Genomic DNA, 14,432 nt, shown 5'->3' on the forward strand with positions numbered 1-14,432 from the left:
TCTCTTAAAAGCTGGCTAATGCGAAAAATTACGCAAATAAATAAATGGCTGACTTCTAATTTTAATTAATCTAATCAAAACATAAATGACGATCGTTAGCTGTTATCATCTATACATAAAGATCGTCATCGTCGCCATTGGTGTTTAGGCTGTCGGTAAGCTTATGCTGAACATCAATGGCGAGTTTTTCTAGAAATTGTATTTTTTGGGCGTTAACTTCAGCATTTTGCCAATCTTTGGCTTGATAGCTGTTATTGAAAGCGGTGTTGTAGCCTGATTTTTGGTTATTAATGGCGCGAAGAAGTTCGGTCAGCTCGTCTTGGCTATCTAGACCGTCTAGCGCCATACGAAATTCCATCATCTCATCCAAAAAATCCCAATCATTGATCGATGCATTCAAATCGCACTGTACACCAGCCAGCTCAAGCAAGTGAGCTGCCCGTTTATCATCATGATATAAGCTGTCATAGGCATGGTTGATGAGCGATGCCATTTGTGTGGGCGCGCTGTGAGCTTGATCGGGATGATGAATTTTCTGTAAGGCTAACAAAGATTTTTTTAGTGCATCTTTATCAATATCAAATACCACAGGCAAATCAAACAGTGCGAAGAAATTATTATGACTCGTCATATCGTACCATCACACTGTAAAGGATTCACCGCAGCCGCATTCACCTGTCTGATTGGGATTGGTGAATTTAAAGCCAGAGTTAAGACCTTCAGTGACGTAATCCATCTGTAAGCCGTTCAGATAAACTAAGCTCTTAGGATCGACAAACACGCTCACGCCATCGCTCTCAAAACGTTCATCAGTGTCATTTGGCGTATCGACAAATTCTAGCACATAGGCAAGTCCTGAACAGCCTGCCGTTCGCACGCCCACACGAATCCCTTCTCCGCTACCACGGTTGTCTAGAAAGTCTTTAACGTGTTTGGCAGCTCGTTCGGTTAGCGTGATCATAACTTGTCTCCTATGTACTACAAAATTAAGCGTGTGCTTTGGCTTGATAATCTTCAATCGCTGCCTTAATGGCGTCTTCTGCCAATACTGAGCAGTGAACTTTTACCGGTGGTAGGGCAAGCTCTTCAGCGATGTCTTTGTTCTTAATCGCGGCAGCTTGGTCTAGCGTTTTGCCTTTTAGCCATTCGGTAACCAGTGAGCTGGAGGCAATCGCTGAGCCACAGCCGTAGGTTTTGAATTTGGCGTCTTGGATGATGCCATCATCGCCAACTTGGATTTGTAGGCGCATCACGTCACCACAAGCAGGTGCGCCCACCATGCCAGTACCGACATTTTTTGAGTTTTTGTCTAGGTTGCCTACGTTACGTGGGTTTTCGTAATGGTCGATAACTTTGTCTGAATATGCCATGATATTTTCCTATTTTAGGTTAGGCTTGATACTCTTTTAATGCTGTCGATTATTCGATTATCAAGACGATTGCCTATTCAATTTTAGGGATTTTGTGATTTAAAAAATTAATGCTCTTGCCATTCAACTTTGCTAAAGTCAACGCCATCTTTGAACATGTCCCATAACGGAGATAGGTCGCGAAGCTTTTCAACAGCGTCAGTGATCTGTGCTAGAACGCGATCGATGTCTTCGTCAGTGGTATAGCGACCGATACTAAAGCGAATTGATGAGTGAGCCAATTCGTCGGGGCGACCAATCGCACGCAGCACATAAGATGGCTCAAGCGTCGCTGAAGTACAAGCCGAACCAGAAGATACTGCTAGGTCTTTTAGCGACATCATCAAGCTTTCGCCTTCGATGAAGTTGAAGCTCACGTTTAGGATGTTGGGGATGCCGTGTTCAAAGCTTCCGTTAAGGTAGATCTCTTCGATGCCTTGTAGGCCGTTCCATAGCTTATCACGCAGACGAGTGATGTGTGCATGATCTTCATCAAAACGCTGTACTGATAGCGCAAAAGCTTCGCCCATACCAACGATCTGATGGGTAGCCAGTGTGCCTGAGCGCATGCCACGTTCGTGACCGCCGCCGTGTTGCTCTGCTTTTAGGCGAACGCGTGGCTTACGTCCAACGTATAGCGCGCCGATACCTTTAGGACCGTAGATCTTGTGACCACTGAAGCTCATTAGGTCAACTTTTAGCTCTTCAAGGTTGATTTTGAGTTTACCAACCGCTTGAGCGGCATCCACATGGAAAATAATGCCTTTGGTGCGAGTGATCTCGCCGATGGCTTTAATGTCTGTCACAGTGCCAAGCTCGTTATTTACTGCCATCAAGCTCACTAAAATGGTGTCTTCACGAATCGCATCAGCTACCTGCTCTGGCGTGATGATGCCTGTGCCTTCTTGAGGGGTTAGATAGGTAATCTCAAAACCTTCTTGTTCAAGCTGACGGCAGGTATCAAGAATTGCTTTGTGCTCGATTTGGCTTGTGATGATGTGCTTGCCTTTGGTGTGATAAAAGTGCGCCACGCCTTTTAGGGCTAGGTTGTCTGATTCGGTCGCACCACTTGTAAACACGATCTCGCGTGGATCAGCGCCAACGGTTTCAGCGATTTGAAGGCGAGCATTTTCAACTGCTTCTTCTGCTTGCCAGCCAAAGCCATGTGAGCGGCTGGCAGGGTTGCCAAAGATGCCATCGAAAGTCATGTATTGAACCATCTTATCGGCAACTTCCTTCGCGACGGGTGTGGTGGCTGCGTAATCTAGATAAATTAAGGAATTCTGGCTCATGCTGGATTTACCCCAAGTAAGTTAATGGTATTAATGTGATCTTTTCTATCGCCTTTATTGTTTAGAGCTTTGTACTCCGGGCGTTCGGCGATGCTTTGTGTGTTTTTGGAATTAAGAAGCTCATCAAGTGTGACGTTGCTAAGATATGCTTCGATATGTGCAGACAAATTATGCCATAAATCATGCGTCAGACACATCGCGCCATCTTGGCAGTCGCCTTTGCCGCCGCACTGCATGGCATTAACACTCTCATCGACTGCTGTAATAATGCTCATGATATCAATCTCATCTAATGGTTTGGCAAGGTGGTAGCCACCTGATGCACCGCGTGTGCTATTTACGAGGCCCTTTTTACGAAGCTTAGAAAATAGCTGCTCAAGATAAGAGATTGAGATGGATTGGCGTTTTGCGATGTCGGAGAGTGAGACTGCACCTTGATGGCGATTCTCTTGTACCGCCAAATCAAGCAGGGCGGTGACTGCATATCTGCCGCGAGTGGTTAAGCGCATAAGAAAATACCCAAAAATGCCTAGTTCTGATTCGAACATCGGTGAATTAATTTAGGCTCATTATAATAATTCCTAGTAAATAGGTCAAGATTATTTATTGAACTTTGCTGTTATTTTTATTAAAAGATAAATTTGATAAAACTCATCATCGCGAATATTAAAATTTATTTATTTAAATCAATCGTTTATAAAAAAAGCAAAGCCCATAAACCTTGCTTTTATTGATATAAAATAACATTTAATCTTTAATAATTTTAAATAAAAAAGTGTGATACCAAGGACGCAATCGCAACCAAAGAAGCAATAATAAAGCCTGTAAAGGTACTTTTTTGTTTGGTCTTAGCCTCGGCAAGCTGTGTGTTTAGGCGTGCGTTTTGGGTTGTTAGTCCATCGATTTGAAGTGATTGTTCGGACAGCTTAGCCTTTAACTCGCTTAATTTCTCAGCGCGTTCTTCGGGGGTTGGCTTGTTTTCGGTTTTTTTGACTTTACGTAGGAATTGATCAATCACACCACCCACACCCAACTGGACCAAGAATGCCTTAAAATTAGCCACTTGTTCGGCAGCGCCGCGAATCTGAAGCTTCTCAACCGCTTCGACGCTGTGATTGGTTAGTGTGCTGATAATCTGAAAGCTGTAAGCATTGACCCTGATGTCAGCAACCGACTTATCAGCGGGCAATTCTTGATCAAGTAATACGCCGTGGTGGCTGAATGTTGCAAAAATCTGAACGTGTGGCAGATAGGTGCGAATACTTACCACTACGCCTTCTTGGGTGAGTGGGTAGGCCAGTTGACGCAGCTTTGGATTAAAACGCAGCATGAGCGTGATGGCAGATTCTAAAAATACCAAAAGCACGTTCACAAAGCTGCCAGAAATGACGCCCGCATCGTTTTGGGCCGACTTATTATAACTGCGCTGATTTTGCGGTTTTGGGTTGTCGTTAGGGGTATTTTTTGGTGTGTGTATGTTGTCCGTCATGTTAATCCTAAGTCTTTATTAAAGTAATAAAGGTAAATAACTTAAAAATATGCAGTTGATTGTAGCTTAAAATAAGTCAAAAAACAAAACGCATGGTTAAAAATTACAGATTTTTTCAAAAAAATACAAATTTTTTGTTAAAGTTACATAAAATTATATAATTTTACTTGCATATTGCCAACACCCTTGCTATAAATGGTAGGCAAGTTTGTTATAACAAACAATGGAATGGTACGTGCATTGCCTGTAATTTGTAAGGTTTTATTCGATTTTTTACAAAAAATTTGTAAATTTTACAAGATTTTTGCATTTATCCACTTGTAAATGTTTAATGATAATCATACAATGCACACAAAGACAGGTGATTAGACTTGTCTAGGCTTTTAATTAAGTTTTTAATTAACTCAAAAACATGAGGAACATCACATGAATAAGTCAGAATTGGTAGACGCGATCGCAAGTGAAGCAGGTTTAACAAAAGACCAAGCTACTAAAGCGCTAAATGCATTCACTTCAAGCGTACAGGGCGCTCTAGAGCGTGGTGATGACGTTGTGCTAGTTGGTTTTGGCACTTTTAGCGTAAAAGAACGCGCAGCACGTACCGGTCGCAACCCAAAAACTGGCGAACCACTAGAAATCGCTGCAAGCAAAGTGCCTGGCTTCAAAGCTGGTAAAGGCCTAAAAGACGCGGTAAACTAATCCTATAATTTACGTATTAACTTTGGATTAGACCAAACCCTTTATGCAATGTTCATGAAGGGTGTTTTTTTACCCAAAAAATCCAAAATATTGTAAAAAATTTTGTGTATTTTTAAGATTTAGCGTATTATAGTAAGGTTTTAGTTTTGATTTAAAAGAAGTGAAGTTTTATGGATAAGTTGCGCGATTTTTTACAGAGTTGGCCTGGTCGCATTACCTTAGGTTTGATCATGGTGCCGATGGCTTTCTTAGGCGTGCAGGGAATTGGTGGCGGCTCGATGAGTGGCAATGATCTGATTAAGGCTGGAGATAGCACCATTGACTTGAGTGTGTATCAATCAGAGCTGAATCGTTATCGTACCCAGCTCCTTCGGAATAATGATGCCAGCCTGATTAATGAAGGTGCGATGGCAGATGAGGTACTAGAGAGTCTAATTAATCGCGCGCTACTTCAAAATCAAGCCCATGTGCTTGGCATGACGGTCTCAGATGATGAGATCACTCGTCTGATCGCTCAAGATGAAGCTTTTCATCAAAATGGAGAGTTCTCTAACGAGGTGTTTGCCAGTTTCTTACAGCACAACAATCTAACAAAGGATGAGCTGTTCGCCAGATTTCGCACCGAGCTTAGCGTGCGTCAGCTGACGGCCAGTATCTTAGGTACGGCGATCTATCCAGCAGCGCAAGTCAGCCGACTGCTTGATCTACAGCTTGAAGCCCGTGAAGTATGGGTTCATCGCCTAAAATGGCAGGACTATGCTGGCGCAGTTAGCGTATCACAAGCAGAGATCGATGAATACTATAATGCCAATAAAGATGCACTGATTCGACCGCAGACGGTGGATTTGGCATATATTGAATTGACGCCGTTGGATGTCAAGGTGGAAGCACCAACCGAAGATGAGATCAATGCGCAGTTTAGCAGATACTTGCAGAAGAACGGTCTTAGTGATGGCCGTGAATTGGCTCAAATTCTGGTGGCAGACGTCGATAAAGCCAACGAGGTGAAAGCCAAACTAGATAATGGTGAATCATTCGAGGCATTGGCCAAGCAATATTCTGAAGATCCAAGTGGTGCTGAAGGTGGTAATATCGGTAAGTACAACCCTTCGGTATTTGGTAATGATGCTGGCGTGGTGAATGCGGAGCTTGCCAACCTAAAAGCAGGCGAAGTAAGTCAGCCTGTGAAGACCAGCTTTGGTTATCAGATCTTTAAGGTGACCAAGGCGGGCGATCTTAGTGCCAGTGATGTACGTGACGAACTGATTCAATCTGCGATCGATGAGAAGCGCCAAGCGGCTTATAACGATCTTATCGCTAAGATCAATACGATGGCGGTTGATGGCATGGGGATTGCAGACATTGCTGCTGAAGTGAATCTTCCTGCCAAGTCGATCAAGTCGTACCAAAAAGAGAACAACATCACAGAGCTGTCTCAGCCTGCGGTTGTGGCGGCGGCGTTTGATGATTTTGCCATCCAAGATCAATCAGTCAGCCCGAACATAATACTTGGAGATAAAACGGTATGGGTGCAGCCAACCAACTATCAAGAAGCCAAAAGCTTAACGTTGGCTGAAGCGACAGAAGAGATCAAGGCGCGCATCACCAAACAAAAAGCGACCAAGCTAGCATTGCAGACAGCAACTCAGATCGCTGACGATGCCAAGGTCAATGGTGGACAGTCACTGATGACGCCAAATGCTAATTTTGGCATCACCACACGTCAAAATCCGCAATTAAGCAGTCAAGAGCGTTCAAGTTTATTCCTGCATAAGTCAGGCGTTAATGACATTTGGGCAGTTGAGACTGATGCAGGGGCAAGCGTGATCGTGGGCGGTCCTGTGTCTGAACAAGCCACAGCCCAGATCTCACCTGTCGAGCGTGCTCAGGCTGCGATGATGATTCGTGATAATATTGGTCAAGACCAGCTGTCCGATTATCTACAGTATCTAAAAGACACCACAGAGCTGACAGTGAATCGTGATGCATTAGGTCGCTAACTGCCGAACAATAAAAAAACCACGTGATGATTAACGTGGTTTTTTTATTGTTTACAAGGTTTGTTTGCTTATTTACCAACGAATTGGCGTAACGTGTGGGTTGCTGGCTTTGAGATTCTCGTAAGTGCCTTTGACAAAGATGTCTTCATTGACGGTGCTAATGTTGGTATGACCGCAGAACGCCATCGTGATGTCACACTCTTTGTAGATAATCTCTAAGGCACGGCGAACGCCATCTTCGCCATACGCCCCCAGACCATATAGGAATGAACGACCTATCATCGTGCCTTTTGCTCCTAGTGCGATGGCTTTTAGCACGTCTTGACCTGAGCGGATACCGCTGTCTAGCCAGATTTCGCATTTTGAGTTTTCTGCTTGTACCGCTTGTACGCAGTCGGCAAGACTGGCGATAGAGCTTGGAGCTCCGTCTAACTGACGACCGCCGTGGTTGGAGATGACCATGGCGTCCGCCCCTGATTTGGCAGCCAAAATAGCGTCCTCAGGCTCCATGATGCCTTTGATGATGAGCGGGCCGCCCCACAGCTCTTTGATGCGAGCGACATCGTCCCAATTAAGGCTTGGGTCAAACTGCTCTGCCGTCCAAGACGATAAGCTAGACAAGTCACCCACCCCTTCGGCATGACCGACAATGTTGCGAAAAGTGTGACGTTTGGTGCCAAGCATATTAAAGCACCATTCGGGCTTAGTCATCAGATTGATGATGTTTTTTAGGGTAGGCTTAGGGGGTGCAGACAGACCGTTCTTGATGTCTTTGTGGCGTTGTCCTAGTACCTGTAAGTCAGCCGTTAGGATAAGAGCAGAGCATTTGGCTTCTTTGGCACGGCGAATCAGGTTTTCCATGAATTTCTTATCACGCATGACATACAACTGAAACCAAAACGGCTTGGTGGTGTTCTCTGCGACATCTTCAATGGAGCAAATACTCATCGTTGAGAGCGAGAAAGGTATGCCGAATTTCTCGGCAGCACGGGCGGCGTGAATCTCACCGTCTGCCCACATCATGCCTGTAAAGCCCGTTGGGGCGATTGCCACTGGCATATGCACCTCTTGCCCAATCATCTTGGTCGCCAGCGTGCGACCTTCCATGTCCACGAGCACACGCTGACGCAGCTTGATGCGATCAAAGTCGGTCTCGTTGTTGCGATAGGTGGTCTGTGTCCAAGAGCCACTGTCCACATAGTCATAAAACATTCTTGGTACTTTGCGTTCAGCGACGCGTCTGAGATCTTCAATTTCGGTAATTTTACTTAAATCTGCCATAAGATGACCTTATTTTGGTTGAATGAATCGATGCCAGTTCTTTTGGTAACGAGCTGTCGATGACGAACTGGGCGAATGTGAGCACGCCCCAAGCACAGGAATGGCCTAGGACATGAACAATAAAAGTGCCAATCCCAGTATTTTTAAATCATGGGCATGGCTGGTTGGCTGTCATGCACTTGACTGACCGACTTTGGTTGGTCATGGTGGTTTATTGTAACAAATGTCTGCCTAATCGTCTTAAAAATTACAAAACTTTTAGGCACATCAATCTGACCCAAACCAATCAATACCTTGAAAGACCGCCAGATTGACGAACAAAACAGGACAAAACAAGCCAGCAGGCTGTTTTGTCCGTCAAGGTTATCAAGCACGAGCAGATGTTTTTACCATCACGCCAAAGAATACGAGAGGCCAGATGATCGCCCCAACCCACCATAAAGGGTTGACAACGATTGCCATGCCGACAAGACCAGCTTGGGCGGCATAATAAATCATGGCAACCAAGGTCTTACGAATGACGAGACCTTCACGGTTGACCATGCCCACCACCGCACAAGCAGCGACGACATTATGCACGCTGATCATGTTGCCAGATGCACCACCCACCGCTTGTAGAGCGACGACTTTGGCAGCTTCGATGGCGTTCAAGTCAATCTGAGTGGCAGTGCTCCATTGAAAGTGAGCAAACATCATGTTTGAGACAGTGTTGGAGCCGGCAATGAACGCCCCCAAAGCCCCAATCCAAGGCGACACGAGTGGCCACATATTTGCAAATACATCAGCAGCACCTGCCGCCAGTACTCTTGGCATGGCGATTATCGGCTCGGCGACATCGGCAGGCGTGCCTGAGTTGATGAACACCTGCACCATCGGAATGGAGAACAGCAGGGCAGGTGCAGCGGCAAGCATCGTTTTGCCAGACGCTGCCCAGCTTTTTTTGACCTCATTGCCCTTCATGCCAAACAAAAATATGCACACAATCGACACCAAGAGCAGCACCGCCGCTGGTGAATATAAAAGCTGTGTTTTGTTGGTGATGGTGGTATCTAGGATATTGCTAAAAGTGATGACGGCATTTTCATTTAGCCATGCTTTTAGGGGTTTGATGGTGCGTGTGGCAATCAAGATGCCAATGACCAGCAGATAAGGCATGAATGCAAGCCATACAGGGTGTTTAGATTTTTCGTTGATGTCAATGTCGGTTGCTGCCATCGTGCCTTTCCAGTCTTCTTCCCAGTGGTCACGGCTGGCAAAGTCGAATGTGTCCTTTGGGGTCAAAAAGCCGTATTTTGCCGCAGGGATGACGATTGCCATGCCTACGATGGAGCCGACCAAGGAAGGCAGTTCAGGTCCGATGAATTTGGCGGTCAGATAGTAAGGAATGGTAAAAGCAAGCCCTGCAAAAATGGCGAAAGGTGCTGCTTTTAAACCCTCAACGAACGAGCGCTTTTCGCCAAAAAATCGTGTCAAAAATCCGCACAAAATCAGCGGAATCAAGAATCCAACAACAGCATGAATGAAGCCGACATTGGCACCGATTTGTACGATGTAATCACCAAAGGCAATGCCTTGTTCAGCGATGGCAGTACTCACATCATCCTTATTTTCAAGACCAGAATTCACACCAATTAAAATGGGTGTGCCCACCGCTCCATAAGAAACTGGCGTGGACTGAATGATGAGAATCGCCATGACGCACGCCATCGCAGGAAAACCCAACGCCAAGAGCAGCGGAGCACCCACCGCCGATGGCGTACCCCAGCCTGTCGAGCCTTCGATGAGTGAGCCAAAAAGCCACGCCACGATAATCATCTGTACACGGCGGTCAGCAGAGATACCCATGAAGCCTTGACGAATGGCGACAATGGCACCAGAGGTTTTGATGGTGTTTAGCAGCAAAATGGCAGAAAACACGATGAGCAGTACATTGGCAGCAGTCAGCACGCCATGAATGGTGGCGGCGGCGATTTGGTTGCCACTGGTATGCCAAAAAAAGTAAGACAATAAAGCTGTGGCAAGATAAGCGATCGCCATCGCCGTCTTGGCAGGCAGACGCATCACAACGAGTAATATAAAAACAATGAGAATTGGCAATATCGCCAAAAAGGTAAGCATAACAGTGCTCCATGCGACCATAAAGGCACGCCGATTAGTCAGTTCGACTCATAAAATCAGCCCATAAAAGCTTGGGTTTGATTCATTGAGTCGATTTGTGTTGTGTTTAAATCCATATCAAAAGTAGAGCAACTGCAAAACAGTTGCTCAAATTCATCGTTATTGTACTGATTTTTTTGCCAAAAAGGAATAGCTCTCAATTAATTTTTGTCCGTTTATCAAATGACCGCTTTGATTATGACCGTCTAAACAGGCATCGTGCTTTTTGGGTCGGTCAATGTCATGATGTCCATCACACTAAAAGGGTAACACAGCAGTCGTGTTGGCGTCACCAATATCGGAATCACAACTCCCAAAGTCTCAATCACCAGCTCATCTGCATTCATCACATCTGCACGATGGACAAAAGGCAGCGGTCTGATGCGTCCGACTTGACTGAGCAGGGCATACACCTCATCACAAAGGTGACAACCGTCTGTGCCGATCAGATACCAGTCATTGCCCAAATTAATGTTAAAATTGGATAATAATGTCTGATAAAATTCAAAAAATTGTTCATTGCTGAGTGTGTCTAGCGCGAAACGGTTTTTTGATAAATCAGTTAACTGATTGATAAATATTGGATTATTCATATCGATAAACATCTAAAATAGTGTAAAATAGGATGATTGTCATTATAACGTAAAATAAGGCTGGTATAGTGCTTAAAAAATTTTTTCGTTGGATTGTTCTGTGTGTTGTTGCTGTCTTTTTGGGGTTTAACTTGATGGTAGCGGCACTTTTGGGCGTGGGCAAATTTACACCAGTGACCGAGTCGGCGTTCATGATGGCGCACAGATTCGGCGGCGGTACGGTCACTCAGATGTGGGTGGATTATGACAATATCACCAAAAGTGTCAAGCAGGCCGCGATCGTGAGCGAGGATGCCAAATTTACTCAACATCACGGGTTTGACTTTGATAGCATTGAGAGCGCCATTAAGGAAAATGAAGCTGAGGGCGCGATCGCAAGAGGTGGCTCAACCATCAGTCAGCAGCTTGCCAAGAATTTATTTTTGACTTCGCATCGCTCATACATTCGAAAGGGCGAAGAGGCGATCATCGTCCTGATGATGGAAGGGATTTGGGATAAGAAGCGCATCTTAGAGGTGTACTTGAACGTGGTGGAGTTTGGCGATGGGATTTATGGCATTGAGTCAGCGGCACGCCACTATTATGGCAAATCCGCCAAAAATCTTAATCGCGAACAAGCCGCGCTGCTCATCAGCATGCTGCCAAACCCAAAATACTATCAAAAAAATAAAAACGCCAAACGACTTAGAAACAAACAACGAATCATACTGCGTCGCATGAACAGCGCAGTATTGCCAAGCTAGAATGGTAAAAAAGTCAGCAATAAGCCAATATAATCAACAAAATACAAGGAGAATGCCGTGACCCAAAGAGCCACCAATTCAAGACCTGCAGCCAAGCGCGCCACTTCAAAAGTGTCAAGCGTGCTGTCCGAAGCGAACAATTTACCAAGCATTGAGCAAGTCGCCATGCAAAGCGTGCTAGGCACGGCACCACCACCAGCAGATCTGCATGAGATTCAGCATATCATGAATGAGGTGGGCGGCTTTACGCCAGAGTGTTACATCAACCGTGATCTATCAACGTTAAGATTTCAGTTGCGTGTGCTTGCTCAGGCGGTGAACCCGCGCAACCCTTTGCTTGAACGGATGTTCTTTTTGACGATTTTTTCGTCTAACATGGATGAGTTTTTTGAGATTCGTGTGGCAGGATTGCTCCAAAAGATGAAAAATGGCGACAAGTCCAGCAGTTTAGACGGTCGTAAGCCATCAGAGCTACTTGCAGAGATCAGTCAGGTGGCGCATCGTGCGGTCGAAGAGCAGTATCGCATCTTGAACGAAGAGATTTTACCTGAGCTTGCCAAATCTGACATTCGTTATCTCAAGCGTCATGAGCTTACAGATGCCCAAAAGGCATGGATGAGGGGGTATTTTTTTAATCAGGTGCTGCCTGTATTGACACCGATTAGCATTGATCCTGCGCATCCATTTCCACGCCTTGTGAACAAGTCATTAAACTTCATCGTAAGCCTAGAGGGTAAGGATGCCTTTGGGCGTGACATTAATCGTGCCATAGTGCCTGCGCCGCGTTCATTGCCGCGTGTAATTCGCCTGCCCGATGAGCTGACATGTGGCAAGGATCATCATATCATGCTGTCTGCGGTGATTCATGAGCATGTGGGCGAGCTGTTCTTGGGAATGAAGGTCACAGGTTGCCATCAGTTTAGATTAACGCGTAATGCCGACCTTGCGCTGTCCGATGATGTTGAGGATCTGGCTAAGGCACTTGAGGGTGAGCTGGATAATCGCCGCTTTGGTCATAAAGTTCGCCTAGAGGTCACAACAAACTGCCCAAAAGAAACTTACGAGTTCCTACTGCAAGAATTTGAGCTCGACGAGAGTCAGCTGTATCGCGTGAATGGTCCTGTGAATCTGACGCGCATGCTGACGAGCTTTGATAAGCCAGAGCTTAAATTTGCGCCATTTACCCATGCTATCCCTAAGGCATTTCGCGGCATGGAGAGTGTGCGAGTCGCCAAAGAAGGCACGTCGATGTTTGATGTCATCAAAAAAGAAGACGTGCTTGTGCATCATCCTTTCCACGCCTTTACACCGGTGGTGAATCTACTGTGGCAAGCGGCGAATGATCCCGATGTGTTAGCCATCAAGCAGACCATCTATCGATCTGGTACGAATTCTGAAATCGTACAAGCGCTAGCCGCCGCCGCTCGTAATGGCAAAGAGGTCACGGCAGTGATTGAGCTGCGTGCGCGTTTTGATGAAGCGAGCAACATCGCGGTGGCGAACATGCTTCAAGAGGCTGGGGCGGTTGTGGTGTATGGCGTGGTGGGTTATAAGACTCATGCTAAGCTTATGCTCATCGTCCGCCGCGAAAAAGGCAAAATTCGCCGTTATGCACACTTAGGCACGGGTAACTATCACGCGGGTAACGCTAAGGCATATACTGACTATGGTCTATTCACCGCAGATAAGCAGATCTGTGAAGATGTGCACGGCGTATTCGTGCAGCTAACAGGCATGGGTCGTCCGATGCCATCGCATCAGATTCTGCACGCGCCTTTTACTTTGCATGATGGGTTGATGCAGATGATTGATGATGAGATTCATCACGCCAAAAACGGCAAAAAAGCGCGAATCATCATGAAATGTAATGCGGTCACCGAGCGTCGAATCATTGACAAGCTGTACGAGGCAAGTCAGGCAGGTGTGCAGATTAATTTGATTGTTCGTTCTATCTGCTGTCTGCGCCCACAAGTAAAGAACCTATCAGAGAACATCCGTGTGCGCTCCATCGTCGGTCGATTCCTAGAACATACGCGCGTGTATTATTTTTATAATGATGGCGATGAGAAGCTGTACTGCTCAAGTGCTGATTTGATGGATCGTAACTTATTGCACCGCGTTGAGACTGCATTTCCTATCTTGGACAAAAAACTATTCAAGCGAATCTATGAAGACGGCTTGATTAACTACCTTCAAGATAACGTTCAGGCTTGGGAGCTTGATGGGCGTGGCGAGTGGAATCAGGTGCATCATAGCCTTGACATTCACGATGCCCAGAGCATCCTACTGGAGAAGATTTGCTGATGCAATGCCCTTGTGGAAGCCCATCCTACCAACACTGCTGTCAGCTGTTGCATGAAGGTGTGCCTGCTGCTACGGCTGAGGCACTCATGCGTTCACGGTTTAGTGCTTTTTATCTTAAAAATATCGACTATATTGTCGAGACGACCGTGCCAAGTCAGCAGGGTTTATTGGATAAGAATGCGCTACAATCATGGGTGGATGAGATGAATTGGACGCGTCTTGATGTGATTAGCCATGTCGCCAAGATCGGCAAACGCCACGCCCAAGTGCATTTTAGAGCTTATTATGATAACGGGCGGGGCGAATCTTGTCATGACGAGCATTCAAGCTTTGTCAAGGTTGATGCTGTTTGGTACTTTTTAGATCCTACTGTGGCAAATGCGTTCACTAACAAGCAGCCGTGCTTATGCGGTAGCGGCGATAAATTTAAAGCGTGTTGCGGTAAGTTCTTATGATTTGTTTGAT

The 14,432-nt window shown here is 45.7% G+C and carries 13 protein-coding genes and 1 pseudogene; 5 read left to right on the top strand and 9 right to left on the bottom strand.

Features of this window, described 5'->3' with window-relative positions; genetic code table 11:
- Positions 1 to 109: 109 nt before the first annotated feature.
- The 6 genes from hscB to MBO_RS07400 form a co-directional block, all read right to left on the bottom strand.
- On the bottom strand, positions 110 to 631 hold the full coding sequence (gene hscB / locus MBO_RS07375; protein ID WP_036366263.1) for a Fe-S protein assembly co-chaperone HscB: 522 nt from the start codon (positions 629 to 631) through the stop codon (positions 110 to 112).
- A 9-nt stretch (positions 632 to 640) separates the two neighbouring features.
- Entirely contained in the window at positions 641 to 961 is a 321-nt protein-coding gene (gene iscA / locus MBO_RS07380) for an iron-sulfur cluster assembly protein IscA (RefSeq protein ID WP_036366266.1), read from the bottom strand.
- Positions 962 to 986: 25 nt separating this feature from the next.
- The gene (iscU, locus tag MBO_RS07385) at positions 987 to 1,370 is read right to left on the bottom strand and encodes a Fe-S cluster assembly scaffold IscU (protein ID WP_036366269.1); all 384 of its coding nucleotides are present in this window, start codon (positions 1,368 to 1,370) and stop codon (positions 987 to 989) included.
- A gap of 107 nt (positions 1,371 to 1,477) precedes the next feature.
- The gene (locus MBO_RS07390) at positions 1,478 to 2,701 is read right to left on the bottom strand and encodes an IscS subfamily cysteine desulfurase (RefSeq protein ID WP_036366273.1); all 1,224 of its coding nucleotides are present in this window, start codon (positions 2,699 to 2,701) and stop codon (positions 1,478 to 1,480) included.
- A complete protein-coding gene (locus tag MBO_RS07395; RefSeq protein WP_036366413.1) occupies positions 2,698 to 3,210 on the bottom strand; it encodes an Rrf2 family transcriptional regulator in 513 nt (170 codons plus the stop codon). Before MBO_RS07395 ends, MBO_RS07390 begins: the two co-directional genes overlap by 4 nt.
- Positions 3,211 to 3,464: 254 nt before the next feature.
- A complete protein-coding gene (locus MBO_RS07400; protein ID WP_227712700.1) occupies positions 3,465 to 4,190 on the bottom strand; it encodes a hypothetical protein in 726 nt (241 codons plus the stop codon).
- A 423-nt stretch (positions 4,191 to 4,613) separates the two neighbouring features.
- On the opposite strand from MBO_RS07400, the pseudogene MBO_RS07405 reads away from it, so the two are divergent.
- Together MBO_RS07405 and MBO_RS07410 are read left to right on the top strand one after the other, a co-directional pair.
- Positions 4,614 to 4,889 (top strand): annotated as a pseudogene (locus tag MBO_RS07405) (HU family DNA-binding protein); the annotation flags it as partial.
- Between the two features lie 170 nt (positions 4,890 to 5,059).
- Positions 5,060 to 6,889 carry a SurA N-terminal domain-containing protein gene (locus MBO_RS07410; protein WP_036366281.1) on the top strand — a complete coding sequence of 610 codons (1,830 nt, stop codon included), beginning with the start codon at positions 5,060 to 5,062 and terminating at the stop codon, positions 6,887 to 6,889.
- Between the two features lie 72 nt (positions 6,890 to 6,961).
- Here MBO_RS07410 and MBO_RS07415 read toward each other — a convergent pair whose 3' ends face one another.
- The 3 genes from MBO_RS07415 to MBO_RS07425 all read right to left on the bottom strand — a co-directional run bounded on the left by MBO_RS07415 (position 6,962) and on the right by MBO_RS07425 (position 10,920).
- Positions 6,962 to 8,170 (bottom strand): alpha-hydroxy acid oxidase, encoded by a 1,209-nt coding sequence (locus MBO_RS07415; RefSeq protein WP_036366284.1) that lies wholly within the window; start codon positions 8,168 to 8,170, stop codon positions 6,962 to 6,964.
- A gap of 366 nt (positions 8,171 to 8,536) precedes the next feature.
- A complete protein-coding gene (locus tag MBO_RS07420) occupies positions 8,537 to 10,288 on the bottom strand; it encodes an L-lactate permease (RefSeq protein WP_036366287.1) in 1,752 nt (583 codons plus the stop codon).
- Positions 10,289 to 10,533: 245 nt separating this feature from the next.
- The gene (locus tag MBO_RS07425) at positions 10,534 to 10,920 is read right to left on the bottom strand and encodes a thioredoxin domain-containing protein (RefSeq protein ID WP_160169676.1); all 387 of its coding nucleotides are present in this window, start codon (positions 10,918 to 10,920) and stop codon (positions 10,534 to 10,536) included.
- Between the two features lie 68 nt (positions 10,921 to 10,988).
- On the opposite strand from MBO_RS07425, the gene mtgA reads away from it, so the two are divergent.
- The 3 genes from mtgA to MBO_RS07440 all read left to right on the top strand — a co-directional run bounded on the left by mtgA (position 10,989) and on the right by MBO_RS07440 (position 14,422).
- The gene (gene mtgA / locus MBO_RS07430; protein WP_036366290.1) at positions 10,989 to 11,663 is read left to right on the top strand and encodes a monofunctional biosynthetic peptidoglycan transglycosylase; all 675 of its coding nucleotides are present in this window, start codon (positions 10,989 to 10,991) and stop codon (positions 11,661 to 11,663) included.
- A gap of 225 nt (positions 11,664 to 11,888) precedes the next feature.
- Positions 11,889 to 13,967 (top strand): polyphosphate kinase 1, encoded by a 2,079-nt coding sequence (ppk1, locus tag MBO_RS07435; protein WP_406812850.1) that lies wholly within the window; start codon positions 11,889 to 11,891, stop codon positions 13,965 to 13,967.
- Positions 13,967 to 14,422: a YchJ family protein gene (locus tag MBO_RS07440; RefSeq protein WP_036366293.1), complete on the top strand. Its 456-nt coding sequence runs from the start codon at positions 13,967 to 13,969 to the stop codon at positions 14,420 to 14,422. Before ppk1 ends, MBO_RS07440 begins: the two co-directional genes overlap by 1 nt.
- Positions 14,423 to 14,432: the final 10 nt, after the last annotated feature.

It is taken from the genome of Moraxella bovoculi 237, assembly GCF_000696305.2.
In the GTDB taxonomy this organism is placed as follows: Bacteria; Pseudomonadota; Gammaproteobacteria; order Pseudomonadales; family Moraxellaceae; genus Moraxella; species Moraxella bovoculi.